The sequence below is a fragment of the Curtobacterium sp. Curtsp57 genome (assembly GCF_047324335.1).
Taxonomy (GTDB): Bacteria; Actinomycetota; Actinomycetes; order Actinomycetales; family Microbacteriaceae; genus Curtobacterium.
Map to the genome: position 1 here is coordinate 1534446 of NZ_CP168511.1, position 16984 is coordinate 1551429.

Genomic DNA, 16984 nt, shown 5'->3' on the forward strand with positions numbered 1-16984 from the left:
CGTTGCGTTCGGACAGGACGAGCATAGCGCTTTTATCGCTTGCTGGACGAACCGTCCGCTGTGAGAAAAGCGTCTCAGGCCGGTTGGCGGTCGGCCCCGGCGAGCCGGAGGCACCGCAGCGTCGTGTCCCGTGCGGCGTCGAGCGCATCGGCGAGCGACTTCGCACGATGCTCGGTGGAGAGCATCTCGACACCCCACGGCCCCGACCACCCGACCTCGGCCATCGTGCGGAGGAACCCGACGACGTCCTGCGCGCCCTCTCCTGGGTACCGCCGGTTGTCGCGGGTGTCCTCGAACAGGCTCAGACCCGGCTGCGGCAGTGCGTCGGCGTCGTTCACCTCGACCCCGACCACGGTCGCCGGATCGAGCGTGTGACGGAGTTCGTCGAGGGACGTCCCCGCCCGGAAGACGTGCCACGAATCGACGACCAACCCGGCGTGCGGGTGGTCGACCGCACGGACGAGCTCCGATCCCTGCGGCATCGAGGAGATCCCGGCGAACGGCAGCGGCTCGAGCGCGAGACGGGTGCCGATCCCCGCAGCCTCGTCGGCCAGGCGCCGGAACGGTCCGACGTACGGTTCGAGCGAGTCCACCGTGGGCGCGGGCGGCGGTGCGATCTTCACCATCGGGCTGCCGAACACCCGTGCGGCCTCGGCCAGCAGCTCCCACCGGGCACGCCACGGACGCTCGTTCGGGTCACGCCACCAGTCCTTCACCAGCTCCACCTCGAGATGCCGGATGCCGACCCGGTCGGCGTGTTCGCGGAGCGCCTCGAACCCGATCGAGTCGCGGACGACCTCCAGGTCGTCGACGACGAACCCGAGACCGACGAACCCGGCATCGGCCGCGGCGCTGACCCGTTCGCGCGCCGAGAACGAGCTCCGCTCCGACGGACCGTCCGGCACCGCGGTCCCGGCCGTCGTCCAGCACGTCGCGACGAGGTCCTGGCTGACCCGGCTCATCGTGACAGGTCCACCGCGACGGACGCACCCGTCCGCGCTGACCGGTCGGCGGCGTCGGCGAGCACGAGCGCCGCGCGACCGTCTTCGAAGCCGGGGCTGCGCGACGGCTCGCCCCTGACCGCCTTGAGGAATTCGACGACCTCGAGCCGGTACGCCTCGGCGTACCGCTGCAGGAAGAAGTTCTGGTACGGCTCGAGCGACTCGACCGCACCCGCTCCCCAGTGCCGCACGAGCGTGTCCGTCTGGTTGCCGACCTGGAGCAGCCCCTCCGAGCCGAAGACCTCGAACCGTTGGTCGTACCCGTACGAGGCATGCCGCGAGTTCGTGATGGCGACCAGCTCGTCGTTCGCCCCGCGCAGGGTGACGACCGCCGAGTCGAAGTCCCCGAACTCCCTGGCAGACGCACTGAAGGTGTTCGCACCGCGGGCGGTGACCTCGACGATCTCCGGCACGAAGAACCGCGCCATGTCGAGGTCGTGGATGGTCATGTCCCGGAAGATCCCGCCCGATGCGGCGAGGTACGCCGCCGGCGGCTCGGCGGGGTCCCGGCTCGTGATGAGCAGCTGCTCGAGCGTGCCGATCTCCCCCGCCGTCACCCGGCGGTGCAGTTCGGCGAAGTGGCGGTCGAACCGGCGGTTGAACCCGAGCACGATCGGCACGGTCGCCGCCGCTGCCTTCTCGCGCAGCCGGTCGACGCGGGCCAGGTCGAGGTCGATCGGCTTCTCGCAGAGCACCGGGACACCGGCGTCGATCGCAGCGTCGATGAGGTCGACGTGCGTCGCGGTCGGAGCCGCGATGATGACGGCGTCGACCTCCCCTGAGGCGAACACCTCGGCCGGGTCCGTGCTGACCCTGCCGCCGTACTCGGCTGCCGTGCGCTCGGCGCCCTCGACGAACGGGTCACAGACCCACGCGAGCTCCGCGTCGTCGATGGCGGCGACGCTCATGGCGTGGACCTGTCCGATGCGACCGGTGCCGAAGAGGCCGATCCGGGTCTGTTGCGTCATTGCAATCTCCTGGGTGGTGGGTTGTGCCGCGTCTACGCGGTGGTGCGGGGCCGGACGGGACGCCCGGTGTGGAACGACTCCGCGGCGGCCTCGGCGAGCGCGGTGGCGACGAGTCCGGCTGCGGGCGGCGTGAGGCTCTCCGACGCTCCGCGGACCATCCGGACGAAGTGGGCGATCTCTTCCTCGAACGCGGGGACGAAGCGGTCGCCGAACGTGTCGTACGGGTCAGACGGCGCGGTCCCGCCCGGCTCCGTCGAGGTGATCGGGGTGCGCGGGCCGTAGCCGGCGCCGAACGCGCCCTTCGAGCCGGTGACCTCGAGCCGGACGTCCTGGCCGGCGTCGCTGCGGCGGAGTGCGCCGATGCTGCCGACCGCGCCGGAAGCGAAGCGCAGCGTCACCATCGCGGTGTCGGTGTCCTCGTGCTCGCCGTAGACCGGCTCGTCGAGCACGGACCCGATCATCGAGACCTCGACGATCGGGTCGCCGACCGTCCACGGGATGATGTCGAAGTCGTGGACGAGCAGGTCGAGCCACATGCCGTGCGACTGCGGGATGTAGTCGATCGGCAGGGCGTAGTGGTCGTTCTCCGTCGCCTGGACGAGTCGGAGCGTCCCGACGTCGCCGTCGAGGACGTGCTGCCGGAGCCGCTGGTAGCCCGGGTCGTAGCGACGGTGGAACGCGACCATGATCGGCGTCCCCGTCGCGTCGAGGTCGCGGGAGAGCTCGGTCAGCTCGTCGACGCCGAGTGCCAGGGGCTTCTCGATGAGCAGCGGGGTGCGCGAGTCCGCGACGACACGGGCGAGCTCGGCGTGCGTGTCGGTCGCGGATGCGACGAGCACACCGTCGAGCGACGGGAGCACGTCGGCGAGCGGGTCGACCGTGGTGGAGAGCGCCGCCCAGCCCTGCTCGTCCCCGCGCTGCTCGTCGAGACGCTTCCGCACCGCCTCGGTCCTGCCGGGGTCGCGGCCGACGAGGACGACCTCGTCGACGCCCGCGGTCCGCGCGAGGTTTCGCGCATGCATCGTGCCGATGCGGCCGAGCCCGGCGACGCCGATCCTCACCGTGCGACCTCGGCGGCCTCGAGCTCGGCGACGAGGGCGCGGACGTACTCGACGCTTGCACGGGCGTCCGCGATCGGGCCCGTACCGGCGGCCGGCTCCTCGAGCACGACCTTGTCCTGCTCCAGGACGATCCAGCCGTCGAAGCCGGCCTGGACCATGCTCGTCAGGATCGCGCGGATGTCCACGTCGCCCTGGCCGACCGGGCGGTAGAGCAGGTCGGCCTTGATCGCGTCGAAGTAGCTGATCTCGCCGTCCGCGACCCGGCGCATGCCGTCGAGCGACACGTCCTTGAGGTGCATGTAGGCGATGCGGTCGGTGTGCTCGGCGGCGAAGCGGACGGGGTCCGTCCCGCCGAGGAACAGGTGCCCGGTGTCGAAGCAGAACGGGATCGTGGAGCCGGCGAGGACGGCGTCGACGTCCTCCTTGGTCTCGACGACCGTGCCGACGTGTGGGTGCAGCGTCGCGGTGACGCCGACGGCCGCCGCGGCCTCGGTGATGCGGTCGAGGTTCGCGAACAGGGTGGCCCACTGCTCGTCGGTGAGCGGCTCGCGCTGGGCGTCGTACCCGGTCTGCTCGCTGTCGGCGCAGACCACGAGCACGGTCGCCCCCGAAGCCGCGTAGTCCGCGAGCTCCTGCTCGATGCGCGGCAGCGGGTCGATGCCGGGCTGGTGTGCGATGACCGGCACGAAGCTGCCGATCGCGCTCATGCCGAACTCGGCCAGGCGGGCTGCCTTGTCCTCGGGTGCCGGGGGCAGGAAGCCCTGGGCGCCGAGCTCGGTGGCCTCGAACCCGAGGGAGGTCATCTCGGCCAGGACGCGCTCCGGCGGCAGCTGGTAGCCCCAGCCGTCCACCTCGCTGACTCCCCAGGAGATCGGTGCGGTGGCGATGCAGAGGCTCATGCGCGTGTCCCTTCTGCGCCGTGCACGGCGGTCGCACGGACGTTGGCGGTGGCACCGGGTTCGACGGGCAGGTCGACCCAGCGGCCGGACTCCGCGGACTCCTCGGCGGCGCTCAGCACGCGGGCCGAGGCGACGGCGTCGTGGATGTTGGACCCGGCGGCCTCCCCTTCGGTCGCGGCGGTGAGGAACTTGGCGGCCTCGATCACCTTGAGGTCGTCGTAGCCCATGCTCGTGCCGGAACTCGGCTGGAAGCGGGAGTAGTCCGGGAAGTACCCGTCGGCGAACGCGCGGGTGTAGCCGACGTGCTGCCCGGTCCGGGCGAGGGCCACCTCGAGCTCGTTGAGCCGCTCGAAATCCCACCGGACCGACCCCTCGGTGCCGAAGACCTCGAACGCGTACTCGGAGCGCGGACCGACCGCGATGCGTGACGCCTCGAGGTTGCCGATCGCACCGGCCCCGACCGCGGACTCGTCGAAGCGGACGAGCATCGTGGCGTAGTCCTCGTTCTCGACGGGGAGCAGCTTGCCGGCGTCGGGCGTGCCGGGGAGCCCGGGTCGCTCGGTGAGATAGGTGCCCGTGGCGGCGGAGATCGATCCGATCGGGCCGAGGACGTAGTGCATCAGGTCGACGAGGTGCCCCATCAGGTCGCCGAGGACGCCGCTGCCCGAGGTGGCACGGACGAAGCGCCAGGTCAGCGGGTCCTCGGGGTTCGAGGAGAAGCCGCCGAAGAACCGTCCCCGTACGTTCGTGATCCGGCCGAGCGCGCCGTCGAGGACGAGCTGGCGGGCGTGCTGTACGGCGGGCACGTGCCGGTAGTTGAAGCCGATCGTGGTGGCGACCCCGGCCGCGTCCGCGGCGGCGGCGACGGCCTCGGTCTCGGATGCGCCACGGCCGACGGGCTTCTCGATCCAGAACGGCTTGCCGGCCTCGGCGGCGGCGATGCCGATCTCCGCGTGCAGGGAGTTCGGGGCGCAGATCGAGACGACCTCGACCTCGGGGTCGTTCAGGACCTCGCGGTAGTCGGAGACGACCTTCTCGTACCCGAGGACGTCCGCGGCGTAGTCCCGGCCGGCTGGTGCGACGTCCGCGGCGGCGACGAGGCGCGGGCGGATGCCGAGCTCCGGGTAGAGGAGCGGGAGGAGGGCGTAGGAGCGGGAGTGCAGTCGCCCCATCCACCCGACGCTGATGAGTCCGACACCAACGGTGCGGGGCGCGCTGTTCTCTGCCACAGGGGCTCCTTTGCTTCCTGATTTTGAACCGGTCCAAAATCTTGGACCGGTTCAATCTACGACCGGCGATCGAGCGGTGTCAACTGCTGGTCGACGTCAGCCGCGCACGGGCACGGACGACGCCCGGATCCGCAGGGTGGGTGCGACGAGCACCTCGCCGGGGTTCTCCTCCGAGAGCAGGAGTTCGGCCGCACGGTGGCCGATCGTGGCGTTGTCGGGGTCGACCGAGGTCAGCTCGACGGCCCCCAGTGCGGCCAGGTAGGTGTTGTCGTACCCGGTGACGGCGACCGAGTCCGTCAGGCCGCGCTGCCGCAGCGCGGCCGTCACCCCGATCGCGGCCAGGTCGTTCACCGCCGTGATCGCGGACGGCGGCTCGTCGAGGTCCAGAAGCGCCTGCGCCGCGCGGAACCCGGCCGCCTCGGAGAAGTCGCTCTCCGCGACGAGACCGGCGTCGAGGCCACGCTCCCGCATCGCCGCGACGAACGCATCGGCGCGCCCTGATGCCACCCGACCGCCGGCGCCCCCGACGTGCCCGATCCGACGGTGGCCCAGAGCGGCGAGGTGGTCCACGACGAGCCGGACTCCGACCTCGTCATCCCCGCGCACGGTCGCGGCGCCGGCGAGCCGCTCCGGCCTGGCACTGGCGATGACGATCCGGGCGGACCCCATGGCCTCCACCACGCGGTCCATGCTCGGCACCGACCCCACGACGATGAGCCCAGAAGGCTGCAGGTCGCCGAGCATGGCGACCGCCTCGAGGTCCAGGCGGGCACCCGCGCCGGGGAGCACCGCGCTCGTCATCAGCCCGAGGCGGCCACCGGCCGACAACGAGAGCCTGGCCGCATCCACCACCTCGGCGAACACCGGGTTCCGGGAATCGGCGACGAGGATCCCGACGAAGTCGTCCCGCGCCCCGTTCAGCGACCGGGCGACCCGGTTCGGGCGGAACCCGAGCGCGTCCGCCGCGTCCAGGATCCGCCGGAGCCGCTCCTGACTGACCGACTCCGGCGAACTGAACGCGAGCGACACCAGCGACTTCGACACGGCCGCGCGGACGGCGACGTCGCGCATGGTCGCGCGCCGCGCCGTTCCTGTGGACCCGTCGTCAGCCATGCTCCACATCTTGCAGCACGGTCAGTGATCGTCGCGACCGGCCCGCTTCGCCTTGCCCTTGATCGTGTCGATGTAGATCGCGCCGGTCGTGACCTCCTCCTCGAGCTTCTCGAGCGACCAGCCGCGGGTCTCGGGGACCTGGGTGACGATGAACAGGAGCGCGATGCCGCCGATGACGGCGAAGAGGAAGAACGTCCCGGTGATGCCGATGCCCTCGATGAGCGACGGCACGTAGAGCGCCAGCACGCCGTTCATCAGCCAGCCGGCGAACGCCGCGATGCCGGTCCCGAGTCCACGCATGTTCAACGGGAAGATCTCGGCGAGCCAGACCCACACGGCGATGTTCAGGCAGGACTGCATGGACAGCACGAACGCGCAGATCAGGAACAGCAGCACGTACGGCCGGATCGGGTTGCCGTCCGGGATCACCAGCGACGAGACACCGATCAGGATGTGGCACGTGGTCGTGAGCGACAGGCCGAGGATGAACGTCTTCCGCCGGTCGACGCGGTCCATGTTGCGGAGCGCGATGATCCCGCCGACGACCGCCAGGATCCCGGGTGCGATGTTCGCGATCAGGGCGGCATTCGCCCCGAAGCCGGACTGGATGAGGATGCGCTGGCCGTAGTACATGATCGAATTGATCCCGGTGACCTGCTGGGCGATGGCCACGCCGCAGCCGATCAGCACGATCCGGATGAGCCAGCGGCTGGAGAGCAGCGCCTTCAGCCCGTTCAGCCGCGTCTCGCTCGGCTCCTCGGAGGTGATCTGGCGGATCTCCTCGAGCTCGACCGCCGCGCGGTCCTCGTTCCGGACCGTCTTCAGCACCGCCAGGGCACGCTCGTCGTGGCCGTGCTCGACCAACCAGCGCGGGGACTCCGGCATCCGGAGCATGCCGATGAAGAGTGCGGCCGCCGGGATCGCGCAGATGAAGAACATCACGCGCCAGACGCCGCCCTCGTCGCCGAGCACGATCCCGATGACCGCGTTGATGACGAACGCGGCGAGCTGCCCGCTCACGATCGCCAGCTCGTTGCGGCCCGTGATCATGCCCCGGATCTCGAGCGGCGCGAGTTCGGCCAGGTACACGGGGACGACGATCGACGCTGCGCCGACCGCGAGCCCGACCGCGATGCGGCCGGCGAGCAGCACCTCGAAGTTGGGCGAGAACACCGCGAGCAACGTCCCGCAGAAGAAGAAGACCGCCATCGCGATGATGGTCGACCGGCGTCCGATCCGGTCGGACACCGGGCCACCGACCAGGCCACCGACCGCGGCCGCGAAGACGAGCGAGGAGATGACGACACCGAGGCCGATGTCGTCGAGACCCAGCTGCGACTGGATCGAGATCTCGGCGCCGTTGCTGACGCCGGTGTCGTACCCGAAGAGCAGGCCGCCGAGGCAGGCGACGACCGAGATGAGACCGATCCGCTTGCGGTGCGGTCCGGTCGTCAACGGCGGGAGTTCGAGCGTTCCGCGCGGTTGTCCTTGTCCAGACATTGTGACCCCTTCGTCATCGTGGACTCGTGTTCGGCGAGATGTGTCCCGCAGTTCTCACACCGCGGACGAACTGTTCACACTGTAACAGGAGCCGCGAGCAGTCGGAAAGTGAGAACGAATGCTTGTGGACCAGGGTGATTCGTTATACCGTACGCCGGACAGACAAGCCGCCAGGTGAGAATTAGCAGAGTTGCCGGTTCTCGGACAGCACCGTGGCGGACCGTCGAAACCCGTGCACCACAGCGGAACCACTGGACAAAGGAGTCTTCCGTGAAGCGCATCTCTGCAGTCATCGGCATCACCGTCGCAGTCGCGGCGAGTGCCCTCGTCCTCGCCGGTTGTTCCTCGCAGGGGGGTCGTGTCGCGTCGAGCGGCGACGACTCCGCCGGCGGGACCAGCAAGGACTCCGGGCTGACGATCGCCCTCGTCACCCACGCCGCTCCCGGCGACACGTTCTGGGACATCGTCCGCAAGGGCGCCGAGGACGCCGCCAAGAAGGACGGGGTCAAGCTCCTGTACGCGTCCGACCCGGACGGGTCGAAGCAGGCGCAGCTCGTCCAGCAGTACACCGACCAGAAGGTGGACGGCATCGCGGTCTCCCTCGCGAAGCCCGACGCACTGAAGAGCTCGGTGCAGGCGGCGGAGAAGGCGGGCATCCCCGTCGTCTCGTTCAACTCCGGCAGCGACGCCTACTCCGCGCTCGGGATCCTCGCGCACTTCGGCCAGGACGAGTCCGTCGCCGGTGAGGCCGTCGGCAACGAGCTGAAGAAGCAGGGACTCGCCAAGCCGATCTGCGTCATCCAGGAACAGGGCAACGTCGCACTCGAAGCCCGCTGCGGCGGCATCAAGAAGGTCCTGCCGGACACCCAGACGCTCTACGTCAACGGCACGGACAACAGTGCGGTGCAGTCCACCGTCACCGCGAAGCTCCAGGCGGACAGCGACGCCGACGTCATCGTCGGCCTCGGTGCCCCGTACACCGCAGTGATCCTCAAGGCGGTGAAGGCCGCCGGCAGCGACATCAAGGTGGCGTCCTTCGACCTCAACGCGACGCTCGCGAAGAGCATCGAATCCGGCGACGTCCTGTTCACCGTGGACCAGCAGCCGTTCATGCAGGGCTACGAGTCGATCGACTCGATCGTGCTCTACAAGCAGGGCGGGTTCGTGCTCGGCGGTGGCAAGCCGACCCTGACCGGACCGGCGATCGTGGACAAGTCGAACATCGGCAAGGTCCTGCAGTACGCCGAGGACGGTCTGCGATGACGGCCGCCGGCCTCGTCCCCGCCGGGGACGAGCGCCTCGCCGCCCGGAGCCCCGTCCGGAAGCTCCTCGGCCGCCCCGAGGTCGGAGCGGTCGTCGGCGCGATCGCGATGTTCGTCTTCTTCGCGATCATCGCCCCGGTCTTCGTGCAGCCCGACTCGATCTCGACCGTGCTCTACGGCTCGTCGACCATCGGGATCATGGCGGTCGGTGTCTCCCTGCTCATGATCGGCGGCGAGTTCGACCTCTCCGCCGGCGTCGCAGTGATCTCCTCGTCCCTCACCGCGAGCCTGTTCGCCTGGTACTTCTCCACGAATGTGTGGGTGGGCGTCCTGCTCGGACTGGTGTTCTCGCTCGGGGTCGGCTTCGTCAACGGATGGATCCTCGTCCGCACGAAGCTGCCGTCGTTCATCGTCACCCTCGCGACCTTCCTGATGCTCACGGGCCTGAACCTCGCGATCACCCGCCTGGTGTCCGGATCGGTGTCGACGCTCGACATCTCCCAGCTCGACGGCTTCGGTGTCGCCGAACAGATGTTCGCGGCGGACGTCCCGGTCTTCGGCATCACGGTGAAGATCACCGTGTTCATCTGGATCGCGCTCGTGCTCATCGCCTCGTGGGTACTCCTCCGGACCCGGGTCGGCAACTGGATCTTCGCGGTCGGCGGCGACGAGAACGCGGCGCGTGCCGTCGGCGTCCCGGTCACCAAGACGAAGATCGGCCTGTTCATGGGCGTCGGCTTCTGCGCCTGGATCGGCGGCATGCACAACCTGTTCGCGTTCAACGTCGTGCAGTCCGGTGAGGGCGTCGGCAACGAGTTCCTCTACATCATCGCCGCGGTCATCGGCGGCTGCCTGCTCACCGGCGGGTACGGCTCGGCGGTCGGCGGTGCGATCGGTGCCCTGATCTTCGGGATGGCGAACAAGGGCATCGTCTACGCGCAGTGGAACCCGGACTGGTTCAAGTTCTTCCTCGGCCTGATGCTGCTGCTCGCCACGATCATCAACCTCATCGTCAAGAAACGAGCGGAGCAGAAGTGATGCCCGAAACCGCGAACCCCACCACGCAGGTCGTCGAGGTCCCGGTCACGGAGACCTCCGAGACCGTCGCCGGCGCCCCGCACCTGATCGCCCTCCGCGACGTCGGCAAGCACTACGGCAACGTGATCGCCCTGTCCGACATCACGATGGACGTCGACGCCGGCCGCGTCACCTGCGTCCTCGGCGACAACGGCGCCGGCAAGTCGACCCTGATCAAGATCATCGCCGGGCTCCACCAGCACGACGCCGGCACGTTCTCGATCATGGGCGAGGACCGCAAGCTCTCCTCGCCCCGCGACGCCCTCGACGCCGGGATCGCCGCGGTCTACCAGGACCTGGCAGTCGTCCCGCTGATGCCGATCTGGCGCAACTTCTTCCTCGGTTCCGAACTCCGGAACAAGCTCGGGATGCTCGACGTCCCGGCGATGAAGCGGATCACCAAGCAGGAACTGCTCGACATGGGCATCGACCTGCGGGACGTCGACCAGCCGATCGGCACACTCTCCGGTGGTGAAAAGCAGTGCGTGGCGATCGCCCGCGCCGTGTACTTCGGGGCGAAGGCGCTCATCCTCGACGAGCCGACAGCCGCCCTCGGCGTGAAACAGTCCGGCGTCGTACTGAAGTACATCCTCCGGGCACGAGACCGCGGGCTCGGCGTGATCTTCATCACGCACAACCCTCACCACGCCTACCCCGTCGGCGACCGCTTCCTGCTGCTCCGCCGTGGCAAGAGCATCGGCTACTTCGAGAAGAGCGGGATCACCCTCGCCGAGCTGACCGGCATGATGGCCGGCGGCGCCGAACTCGAGGAACTCGCCCACGAGCTCGAGCAGGTCGGTGGGCAGACCGAGCGCATCGAGGAGATCCGGGCGGCCGAGGTCGTTCCCGGAGCCTGACCGGCCTTCGGTCGGCACCCCGAGAACCTGCACCAGACGGACGGGAGGCCCGTGGCGGCATCGCCACGGGCCTCTCGTCCGTCATCGCCAACGCCCACCGCGGCGACCTCCGGCGGTCAGTCGGTCGCGTCCTGCATCTCGTGTTCGATGTCGGTCAGCGACTTGCCGCCGGTCTCCGGCACGGCGCGCCACACGAACACGACACCGAGGACGCCGATCGCCGCGAACGCGACGAACGTCCACGCGCCGCCGATGGCGTGCACGACCGGCAGGAACGCGAGCGACACGGCCCAGTTCGCCAGCCACAGGAACACCCCCGCGACGCCCATCCCGATCCCCCGGACCGCCGAGGGAACGAGCTCGGAGATGATCAGCCAGGTCGTCGTGGCGACGGCGGATTGCTGGAACGCCAGGAACAGCACCATCACGCCGAGCGTCAGGTAGCTGAAACCGGGGCCGCGTTCGGTGAGCGGGAAGGTGCAGCCGAGCGCGACGAGCGACACGACGCCGCCGAGCGATCCCCCGATGAGCAACTTCTTGCGCGGGACCCGGTCGACGAGCCGCAGGCCGACGATCGTGGCCACCACGCTGATGAGGCCGATCGCGATCGTCGCGACGACCGCGGTCGACGACGGCAGCCCGGTGTCGACGAGGAGCGTCGGCGCGAAGTAGATGACGGTGTTGACGCCCGTCGCCTGCTGCAGCACGGCGACGCCGACGGCGATGAGCACCGAGCGACGCACCCACGGCTCCCGGAAGCCGCTCCAGTCCTGGCGCTCCGCGGACTGCGACTCCTGGGTCTCGCGGATCGTGCGCAGCTGCCGGTGCGCCTCACGCTCCGGGTACGTGCGGCGCAGCACCTGCAGTGCGTCGTCCGCGCGATCCCGCATCCGGTACCACGTGGGGGTGTCCGGCAGCAGGAGCATGCCGACCACCAGGACCACCGCCGGGATCGCAGCGAGCCCGAGCATCCAGCGCCATGCGCCGTACTGCGCGAGCCAGGCGTTCACGAGGTACGCGAGGAGCTGCCCCGTGACGATCATCAGCGAGTTGAGCGACACCAGGCGTCCGCGGATGTCGGCGGGTGCCATCTCCGCGATGTACAGCGGGACGATGATCGACGACACCCCGACGGCGAGCCCCAGCACGACGCGACTGACGAGCAGGACGGCGTAGTCGGGCGCAAAGGCGCACCCGACGGTCGCGACGGTGAACACGACGCCCGCCAGCACGAGCGCGAGTCGGCGGCCGACCCGGTCAGCCACCCGACCACCGGCGAGCGCGCCCACCGCGGCGCCGATGAGGAGGACACTCGTGACCATGCCCTCCTCGAACACGCTGAGCGTGAAGTCCGACGACACGTAGAGCAGGGCGCCGGAGATCACGCCGGTGTCGTACCCGAAGAGCGCACCGCCGACCGCGGCGACCGCGGCGACGACGCGGACGAACCGCTTCCGTGCCGCGGCGTCGGGCGGGAGCACGGGGATGGCGGTCGTCTCCATCCCGACCGTGTACGCGCTGCGGTCCTCTGGGGTGCGGGTGCGCGGACGGCGCGTCCGATCGGTGTTCGTGGGCAATGCGGGTCCTTCGATGCGTCGGCGGGCGGCACATCGGCGGTGATGTCCATGATCAGGTCCCGGCGGCGGGACCGTCGTCAAGCCTACGGACTCGTCTCGCGTTGTGGACGCCGAGTACGCGGCGCGAGACGGAACGCAAGCAGGTCGGCGGAGGCGCCTCCACACGTGCGCGAGCGACTCACAGCGAGGTGTTCGGTCTATTCGCGGATGCCAATGGCGGCGCGGATCGCGAATCCCAGCAACGACGGGCGTTCCACGGGTTTCGGGGATTCGTTCCACGGTCCCCCTCGGCCTCGCCGGCGCTGGTCATCGGCGGCCGCCCGCTGAACGTGTAGATGCGCCAAACTAGCGACGCCGACGCCGACGCCGACGCCGACGCCGACGGCGACAGCGCCGGCCGTGAGCCTGGTCACCACGGGGACCGCTGCTGCACCCGTGCTCGTCCTGGCCACATGGAATTCGCTGCGCGGGCGTCTCGGCCTGTGGTGGTCCAGCGGCTCAATGAACCAGGTCATCGAGACCCCGCCAACGTGCCAGCTGGCAAGTGAATGTCGCGGGCGCAGCTTCACTCCTTCGGATGCGCGTACGCGCTCCGAAGCCGGCCGCGCTTGTCATGGTCGACCTTTTTCACCGGAGAGTCCGCCCGATGAAGAAGCCACTCAAGTAGCTGTCTGTTCTCCGTAGTATCGGCTACCGTCACTCCGCTCGAGCCCGTGCGGGTCAGGCGCTCCCACACCCCGCCCATCGCGACGAGAACTGCACGGACCGCGGAATAGTCGAGGCGAGGGAGCCCTGCGGCCAGGAGTCGAAGCATCGGCGACTGGCCACGCACAGCGTTGGCGAGCTTGAGCAGATCTTCTCCATCGACGTCGCCATGCGCGGCCAACTCAAATGCAACCACGGCCAAGGCAGCATCCCGAGACAGGGACGTCGCTCCGAGCGTCGTCCTTGCTACGACGCTAAGGGTGTCTGCGGTAAGCCGGCCATCGTTGAACACCTCTGCTAGCCACGGCCGGTCCCAGTCGATCGATTCAGCGAACGCGGCAGGGTGTGCTGACACCGCCAGCACGTCGCGCACTGGCCCCGACCCACGGTCGGCAGCATCCTCGAGCGTAGCCAGACTGTCGGGGACGACTCCGCTATCGACGAGGAGCCCGAGAATCGTCGCCGCGCCGCTTCCAAATTCGCTCGCCGCGATGGGCGACGGTTTCAACGTCGCGATCAGGTCGACGCGACCGTCCGCCTTGATCGACGACGCCGCTCCGATGATTAGCGCCCCCTCGTGCGCTTCGACATCGGACGTGCATTCGAGCGCGGAGACGCTGAGGAGCCAATCGTGCGCGACCGCCGTGTCCACTCCGTGGAGCGCAATGAGGTTCCCCGCAGTTGCAGCGACGTGCCCTGTTCTAGCAAGGACCGGCCACGTACCCTTGGGCAGCAGTGCGACATCCGCGACGACGACGCTGTCATCGGTGGCTTCGAGCACCGATTCGAGCGCGTTTTCGTTGCCGCTTTCAATGAGCCAAGCGACGACGCCGGTCAGCTCGTCTCCGTTCGTGATAGCAGACGCCGAGTGGTCGCGGCACAGTCCGATGTATGTGACGAGGTTCTCGCGGAGCATCGTCTTTACAGCATCGCCGAGGCCGAGCAGCTCATCGATTGCTGGAACCGGAGCGGCCGACTTAGTCGCGGCCTTCAGGTTGGCGGCGGTGAAATCGAATCGGGCTCGGACGGCAATCGCTCGTCGCTGCGCCGGCTTCAATTCATTGATGTTGGCGAGTGAGATGCCGACCGCATCGATCACGTCGGCGATCACCTCGGATTGAGGGTGTCCGACGTTTCGCTTCCACAATGGAAGCTGATTAACCACCGGCAGCAGAAGGTTTGCAATATCTTCGACGTGGTCGCCGACCGCGACCCTGCTCGCGTTCTCGAGCACGGTGTTCACGATTTGGCGGGTCGGAGCCTCCGCGGTCCGATCCGCGGAAGCAATGAAGCTCAGGAGCTCCGGGTCGCGTTTCGCGACCGCTGCGAAGACGCGCATGTTTGCCGCCGGGTCATTGAGATAAAGCCGGAGGAAGTCGCCCGCATGATCCCGTCGGTCCACGATCAAGTCGGCAATGTCGCCGATTAGGGCAGGACGCTTGTCGGCAATGTAGCTCACGAGTTGCAGATTGAGAACACTAGGTTCTGATGCGAGGCTGTCGCCGACCTCGAGTAGCACCGCTTCCATGTCGCGTTCGCCGTCGAACCTGTAGACGGGATCGGGCTCGCCGCGGTCCACTTGACGAATGACGAAAGTCATCGCATTCACGCTCGTCGTCGTCCCTTCGAAAGCAGCGACGTAAAGGACGAAGTCGCGGTCTATGTAGCCTGCCCTCATCAATGCGATAGCGATCGCCGAGACGCCGGCATTGGATAGGATGTCCGCACCCGTCACTGCCAAAACGTCTGCGGCGGACGGGTCGGATTCGCTCTCTCCAGTCTTCGGTAGCCGTAGCTGCAAGCTAGCGTCCGTGATGAGGTCGCGCAATGAAGCCCAGCGCAGTGCCTCTCGTCGGGCTTCGAGGACGGCGCGATCATAGCCAGTCCGGATACGACTCGCTTCCTCGAATCCACCCTTTGGGAGGAGGTCCAGGAGCGCCCCCCGCAGCTCTTGGATGTCGACGTTCGTCGCTGGCTGTCCCGCCTCGCTGAGCGTCTCCCAGCCGGTCGCTGTGGCCAGCTCGACCCAGAACGGCTCAGGGAGTGGACTTCCGAGCGAGTAGGTCGTGCCGCCAAGGCTCAGCTTCGCGTTTGCCACTGTTCCCCGGTAGCCCGCCTGAAGGACGCGAAGCAGCTGCTCCTGTGCCGTCTTGATGTCCTGGTCGATGCGTCGCGTGAGCCGGTCTCGAGAAAGCAGCATATCGATTTCCGCACCAAGGACGGCCATCGTGTGCAGGCGAGCGGCATCGAGACGCCGTAGCGCGTCATCCAGTTCGCTCTCTCCTCGGGCAATACGTTCGAAACTGCGCGGCGCAAGGTTCTTGTACGCCACGATGGCGAAAAGGTGATCGCGGTCGAGTTCGAGCGGGTTGCGTTCCGTCAATAGTCGATCTGCGAAAACTAGATATTCGTTGACGACGTTTCGAATGATGCGCATATCGCCCAAGTGAGGCCCGACCGCGCGCAGCACCAACTCGTTGGGCGGGAATGCCACTTTCGCCAAGAGGGGCGCGAGCAGGTCTTGCGCGGTGCGGCGAGTCACGAACGGCACGACCGGCACGATCCTATCGAAGAATTTCGTGCGGGCGCCGTCGGCATCGGACGTACCTCGAGCCGAAGCAGTGCGCGCGTCGATATCTGCGAATACGCTGTCCCGGACCGCGTACAGGAAGGTGATGGGTCGGTCAATCCGTTTCGATCGATTGAGCAAGTCGTTCAGGCCGCGGAGCGAGTCGAAGATATCTACGTCCTCGAACCTGTCGATGTCCTCCAGGATCACGACTTCGATCTTCGTGGCCTCAAAAAAGTAGACCACTTCGTCAAGGAACTGGTCGAAGAAGTAACGGTCGGGATTAGCCAGGGAGATGCTGGCGGGACCGGCGCTCACGGTTCCGATGCGCACCCGCGCGTGAAGCGCCCGCACAACGAGCCAGGACGCGATCCCGAGTGCAACGGCCAGCAGAATGTCCACAATCCAGGCGGCTGCCAGGTTGCCCGCCGTCATCCTCGTTCGAAACAGTTCCACGATTCCCGCTAGGGTCGCGATGACGAAGAACCCAACAGCCCCCGCGATCGAGGATAGGATGCCGGATGCTCGTGTGAACGGCTCGATACGCTGGAACCGAGATTCTGGAGTCGCGCCGGGTGCCGCGCTGTAGAGCAGCTGCTTGATGATCTCCTTCTGAATGTGATTCGTGCTGGGAAGCGGCTTGCCGTCTTCGTCGGCCTTCTTGTTGAGCGCCGGATCGATCGACGTCAGCGTCGATAACGACAAGGAAACGCTCTTCTCGTCGCCGATCTGACGTTGCACTTCCTTAAGAATGCTGCTCTTGCCGGCACCATAGGGCCCGGTGACGGCAAGGTTCAGAGAGGGACCTGAGTGTCCCGCCGTCTGCTTTCCGTCTGGCCGAGCGATAGCTGCCATAACCAGGTCGACGTAAATGCCGTGTTGCGCCTTGTCGAATCCGGGTCCCAGGCTCGCGAGTTCGACTGCCCGCGGAGCCGGGTCGCTGTCGACGCTGGCTCTCGTGGATGCGACTGCACCATCGCTTCGACGCTGCTGATTCAATAGTCGATCCACGCTCACCAAGTTAGCGATCATCTGGTCCCATCGCGGGAAGGCGCGTCGCAGCGTCGCGAGCCACCGCTGTACGGTGGTTGCCCGCCGGCGCCGATAACGCTGATTACGACTACCCGGGTTGAGCTCGCGCGCTGGGTTCCGGAACCTCTTACCAG

Annotated in this window: 12 protein-coding genes; 3 read left to right on the top strand and 9 right to left on the bottom strand. The window is 68.0% G+C overall.

Annotated features, from left to right (window positions below; all coding sequences use genetic code 11):
- Positions 1–74: 74 nt before the first annotated feature.
- The 7 genes from ACEN9V_RS07180 to ACEN9V_RS07210 form a co-directional block, all read right to left on the bottom strand.
- Positions 75–962 (bottom strand): sugar phosphate isomerase/epimerase family protein, encoded by an 888-nt coding sequence (locus ACEN9V_RS07180; protein ID WP_413602720.1) that lies wholly within the window; start codon positions 960–962, stop codon positions 75–77.
- Positions 959–1969, bottom strand: coding sequence for an inositol 2-dehydrogenase (iolG, locus tag ACEN9V_RS07185; RefSeq protein ID WP_413602721.1), 1011 nt, complete (start codon positions 1967–1969; stop codon positions 959–961). The genes ACEN9V_RS07180 and iolG overlap by 4 nt, the downstream gene beginning before the upstream one ends.
- A 32-nt stretch (positions 1970–2001) precedes the next feature.
- Entirely contained in the window at positions 2002–3030 is a 1029-nt protein-coding gene (locus ACEN9V_RS07190; protein ID WP_402728200.1) for a Gfo/Idh/MocA family oxidoreductase, read from the bottom strand.
- Positions 3027–3929, bottom strand: a complete 903-nt coding sequence (locus tag ACEN9V_RS07195; RefSeq protein WP_413602722.1) for a sugar phosphate isomerase/epimerase family protein — start codon at positions 3927–3929, stop codon at positions 3027–3029. Before ACEN9V_RS07195 ends, ACEN9V_RS07190 begins: the two co-directional genes overlap by 4 nt.
- Positions 3926–5158, bottom strand: coding sequence for a Gfo/Idh/MocA family protein (locus ACEN9V_RS07200; RefSeq protein WP_413602723.1), 1233 nt, complete (start codon positions 5156–5158; stop codon positions 3926–3928). The genes ACEN9V_RS07195 and ACEN9V_RS07200 overlap by 4 nt, the downstream gene beginning before the upstream one ends.
- Before the next feature lie 96 nt (positions 5159–5254).
- Positions 5255–6271: a LacI family DNA-binding transcriptional regulator gene (locus ACEN9V_RS07205; protein ID WP_413602724.1), complete on the bottom strand. Its 1017-nt coding sequence runs from the start codon at positions 6269–6271 to the stop codon at positions 5255–5257.
- 21 nt (positions 6272–6292) lie between these two features.
- Positions 6293–7771, bottom strand: coding sequence for a sugar porter family MFS transporter (locus ACEN9V_RS07210; RefSeq protein ID WP_413602725.1), 1479 nt, complete (start codon positions 7769–7771; stop codon positions 6293–6295).
- Between the two features lie 270 nt (positions 7772–8041).
- Between ACEN9V_RS07210 and ACEN9V_RS07215 the strand changes: the two genes are divergently transcribed.
- From ACEN9V_RS07215 to ACEN9V_RS07225, 3 genes are read left to right on the top strand one after another with little or no spacing between them, the layout of a single operon-like run.
- Positions 8042–9034: a substrate-binding domain-containing protein gene (locus tag ACEN9V_RS07215; RefSeq protein ID WP_413602726.1), complete on the top strand. Its 993-nt coding sequence runs from the start codon at positions 8042–8044 to the stop codon at positions 9032–9034.
- Positions 9031–10071: an ABC transporter permease gene (locus ACEN9V_RS07220; RefSeq protein WP_413602727.1), complete on the top strand. Its 1041-nt coding sequence runs from the start codon at positions 9031–9033 to the stop codon at positions 10069–10071. The genes ACEN9V_RS07215 and ACEN9V_RS07220 overlap by 4 nt, the downstream gene beginning before the upstream one ends.
- Positions 10071–10967: an ATP-binding cassette domain-containing protein gene (locus ACEN9V_RS07225; protein ID WP_400466053.1), complete on the top strand. Its 897-nt coding sequence runs from the start codon at positions 10071–10073 to the stop codon at positions 10965–10967. The genes ACEN9V_RS07220 and ACEN9V_RS07225 overlap by 1 nt, the downstream gene beginning before the upstream one ends.
- 116 nt (positions 10968–11083) lie before the next feature.
- Here the strand turns inward: ACEN9V_RS07225 and ACEN9V_RS07230 are convergent, their stop codons facing one another.
- Together ACEN9V_RS07230 and ACEN9V_RS07235 are read right to left on the bottom strand one after the other, a co-directional pair.
- Positions 11084–12544: a sugar porter family MFS transporter gene (locus tag ACEN9V_RS07230; protein WP_413602728.1), complete on the bottom strand. Its 1461-nt coding sequence runs from the start codon at positions 12542–12544 to the stop codon at positions 11084–11086.
- Between the two features lie 565 nt (positions 12545–13109).
- Positions 13110–16835: a hypothetical protein gene (locus ACEN9V_RS07235; RefSeq protein ID WP_413602729.1), complete on the bottom strand. Its 3726-nt coding sequence runs from the start codon at positions 16833–16835 to the stop codon at positions 13110–13112.
- Between the last annotated feature and the right edge of the window lie 149 nt (positions 16836–16984).

What these genes read in the sequence shown, in the direction of transcription:
- ACEN9V_RS07180 (WP_413602720.1), bottom strand. Translation starts at nt 962, where the DNA reads ATGAGCCGGGTCAGCCAGGACCTCGTCGCGACGTGCTGGACGACGGCC.
- iolG (WP_413602721.1), bottom strand. Translation starts at nt 1,969, where the DNA reads ATGACGCAACAGACCCGGATCGGCCTCTTCGGCACCGGTCGCATCGGA.
- ACEN9V_RS07195 (WP_413602722.1), bottom strand. Translation starts at nt 3,929, where the DNA reads ATGAGCCTCTGCATCGCCACCGCACCGATCTCCTGGGGAGTCAGCGAG.
- ACEN9V_RS07205 (WP_413602724.1), bottom strand. Translation starts at nt 6,271, where the DNA reads ATGGCTGACGACGGGTCCACAGGAACGGCGCGGCGCGCGACCATGCGC.
- ACEN9V_RS07210 (WP_413602725.1), bottom strand. Translation starts at nt 7,771, where the DNA reads ATGTCTGGACAAGGACAACCGCGCGGAACGCTCGAACTCCCGCCGTTG.
- ACEN9V_RS07220 (WP_413602727.1), top strand. Translation starts at nt 9,031, where the DNA reads ATGACGGCCGCCGGCCTCGTCCCCGCCGGGGACGAGCGCCTCGCCGCC.
- ACEN9V_RS07225 (WP_400466053.1), top strand. Translation starts at nt 10,071, where the DNA reads ATGCCCGAAACCGCGAACCCCACCACGCAGGTCGTCGAGGTCCCGGTC.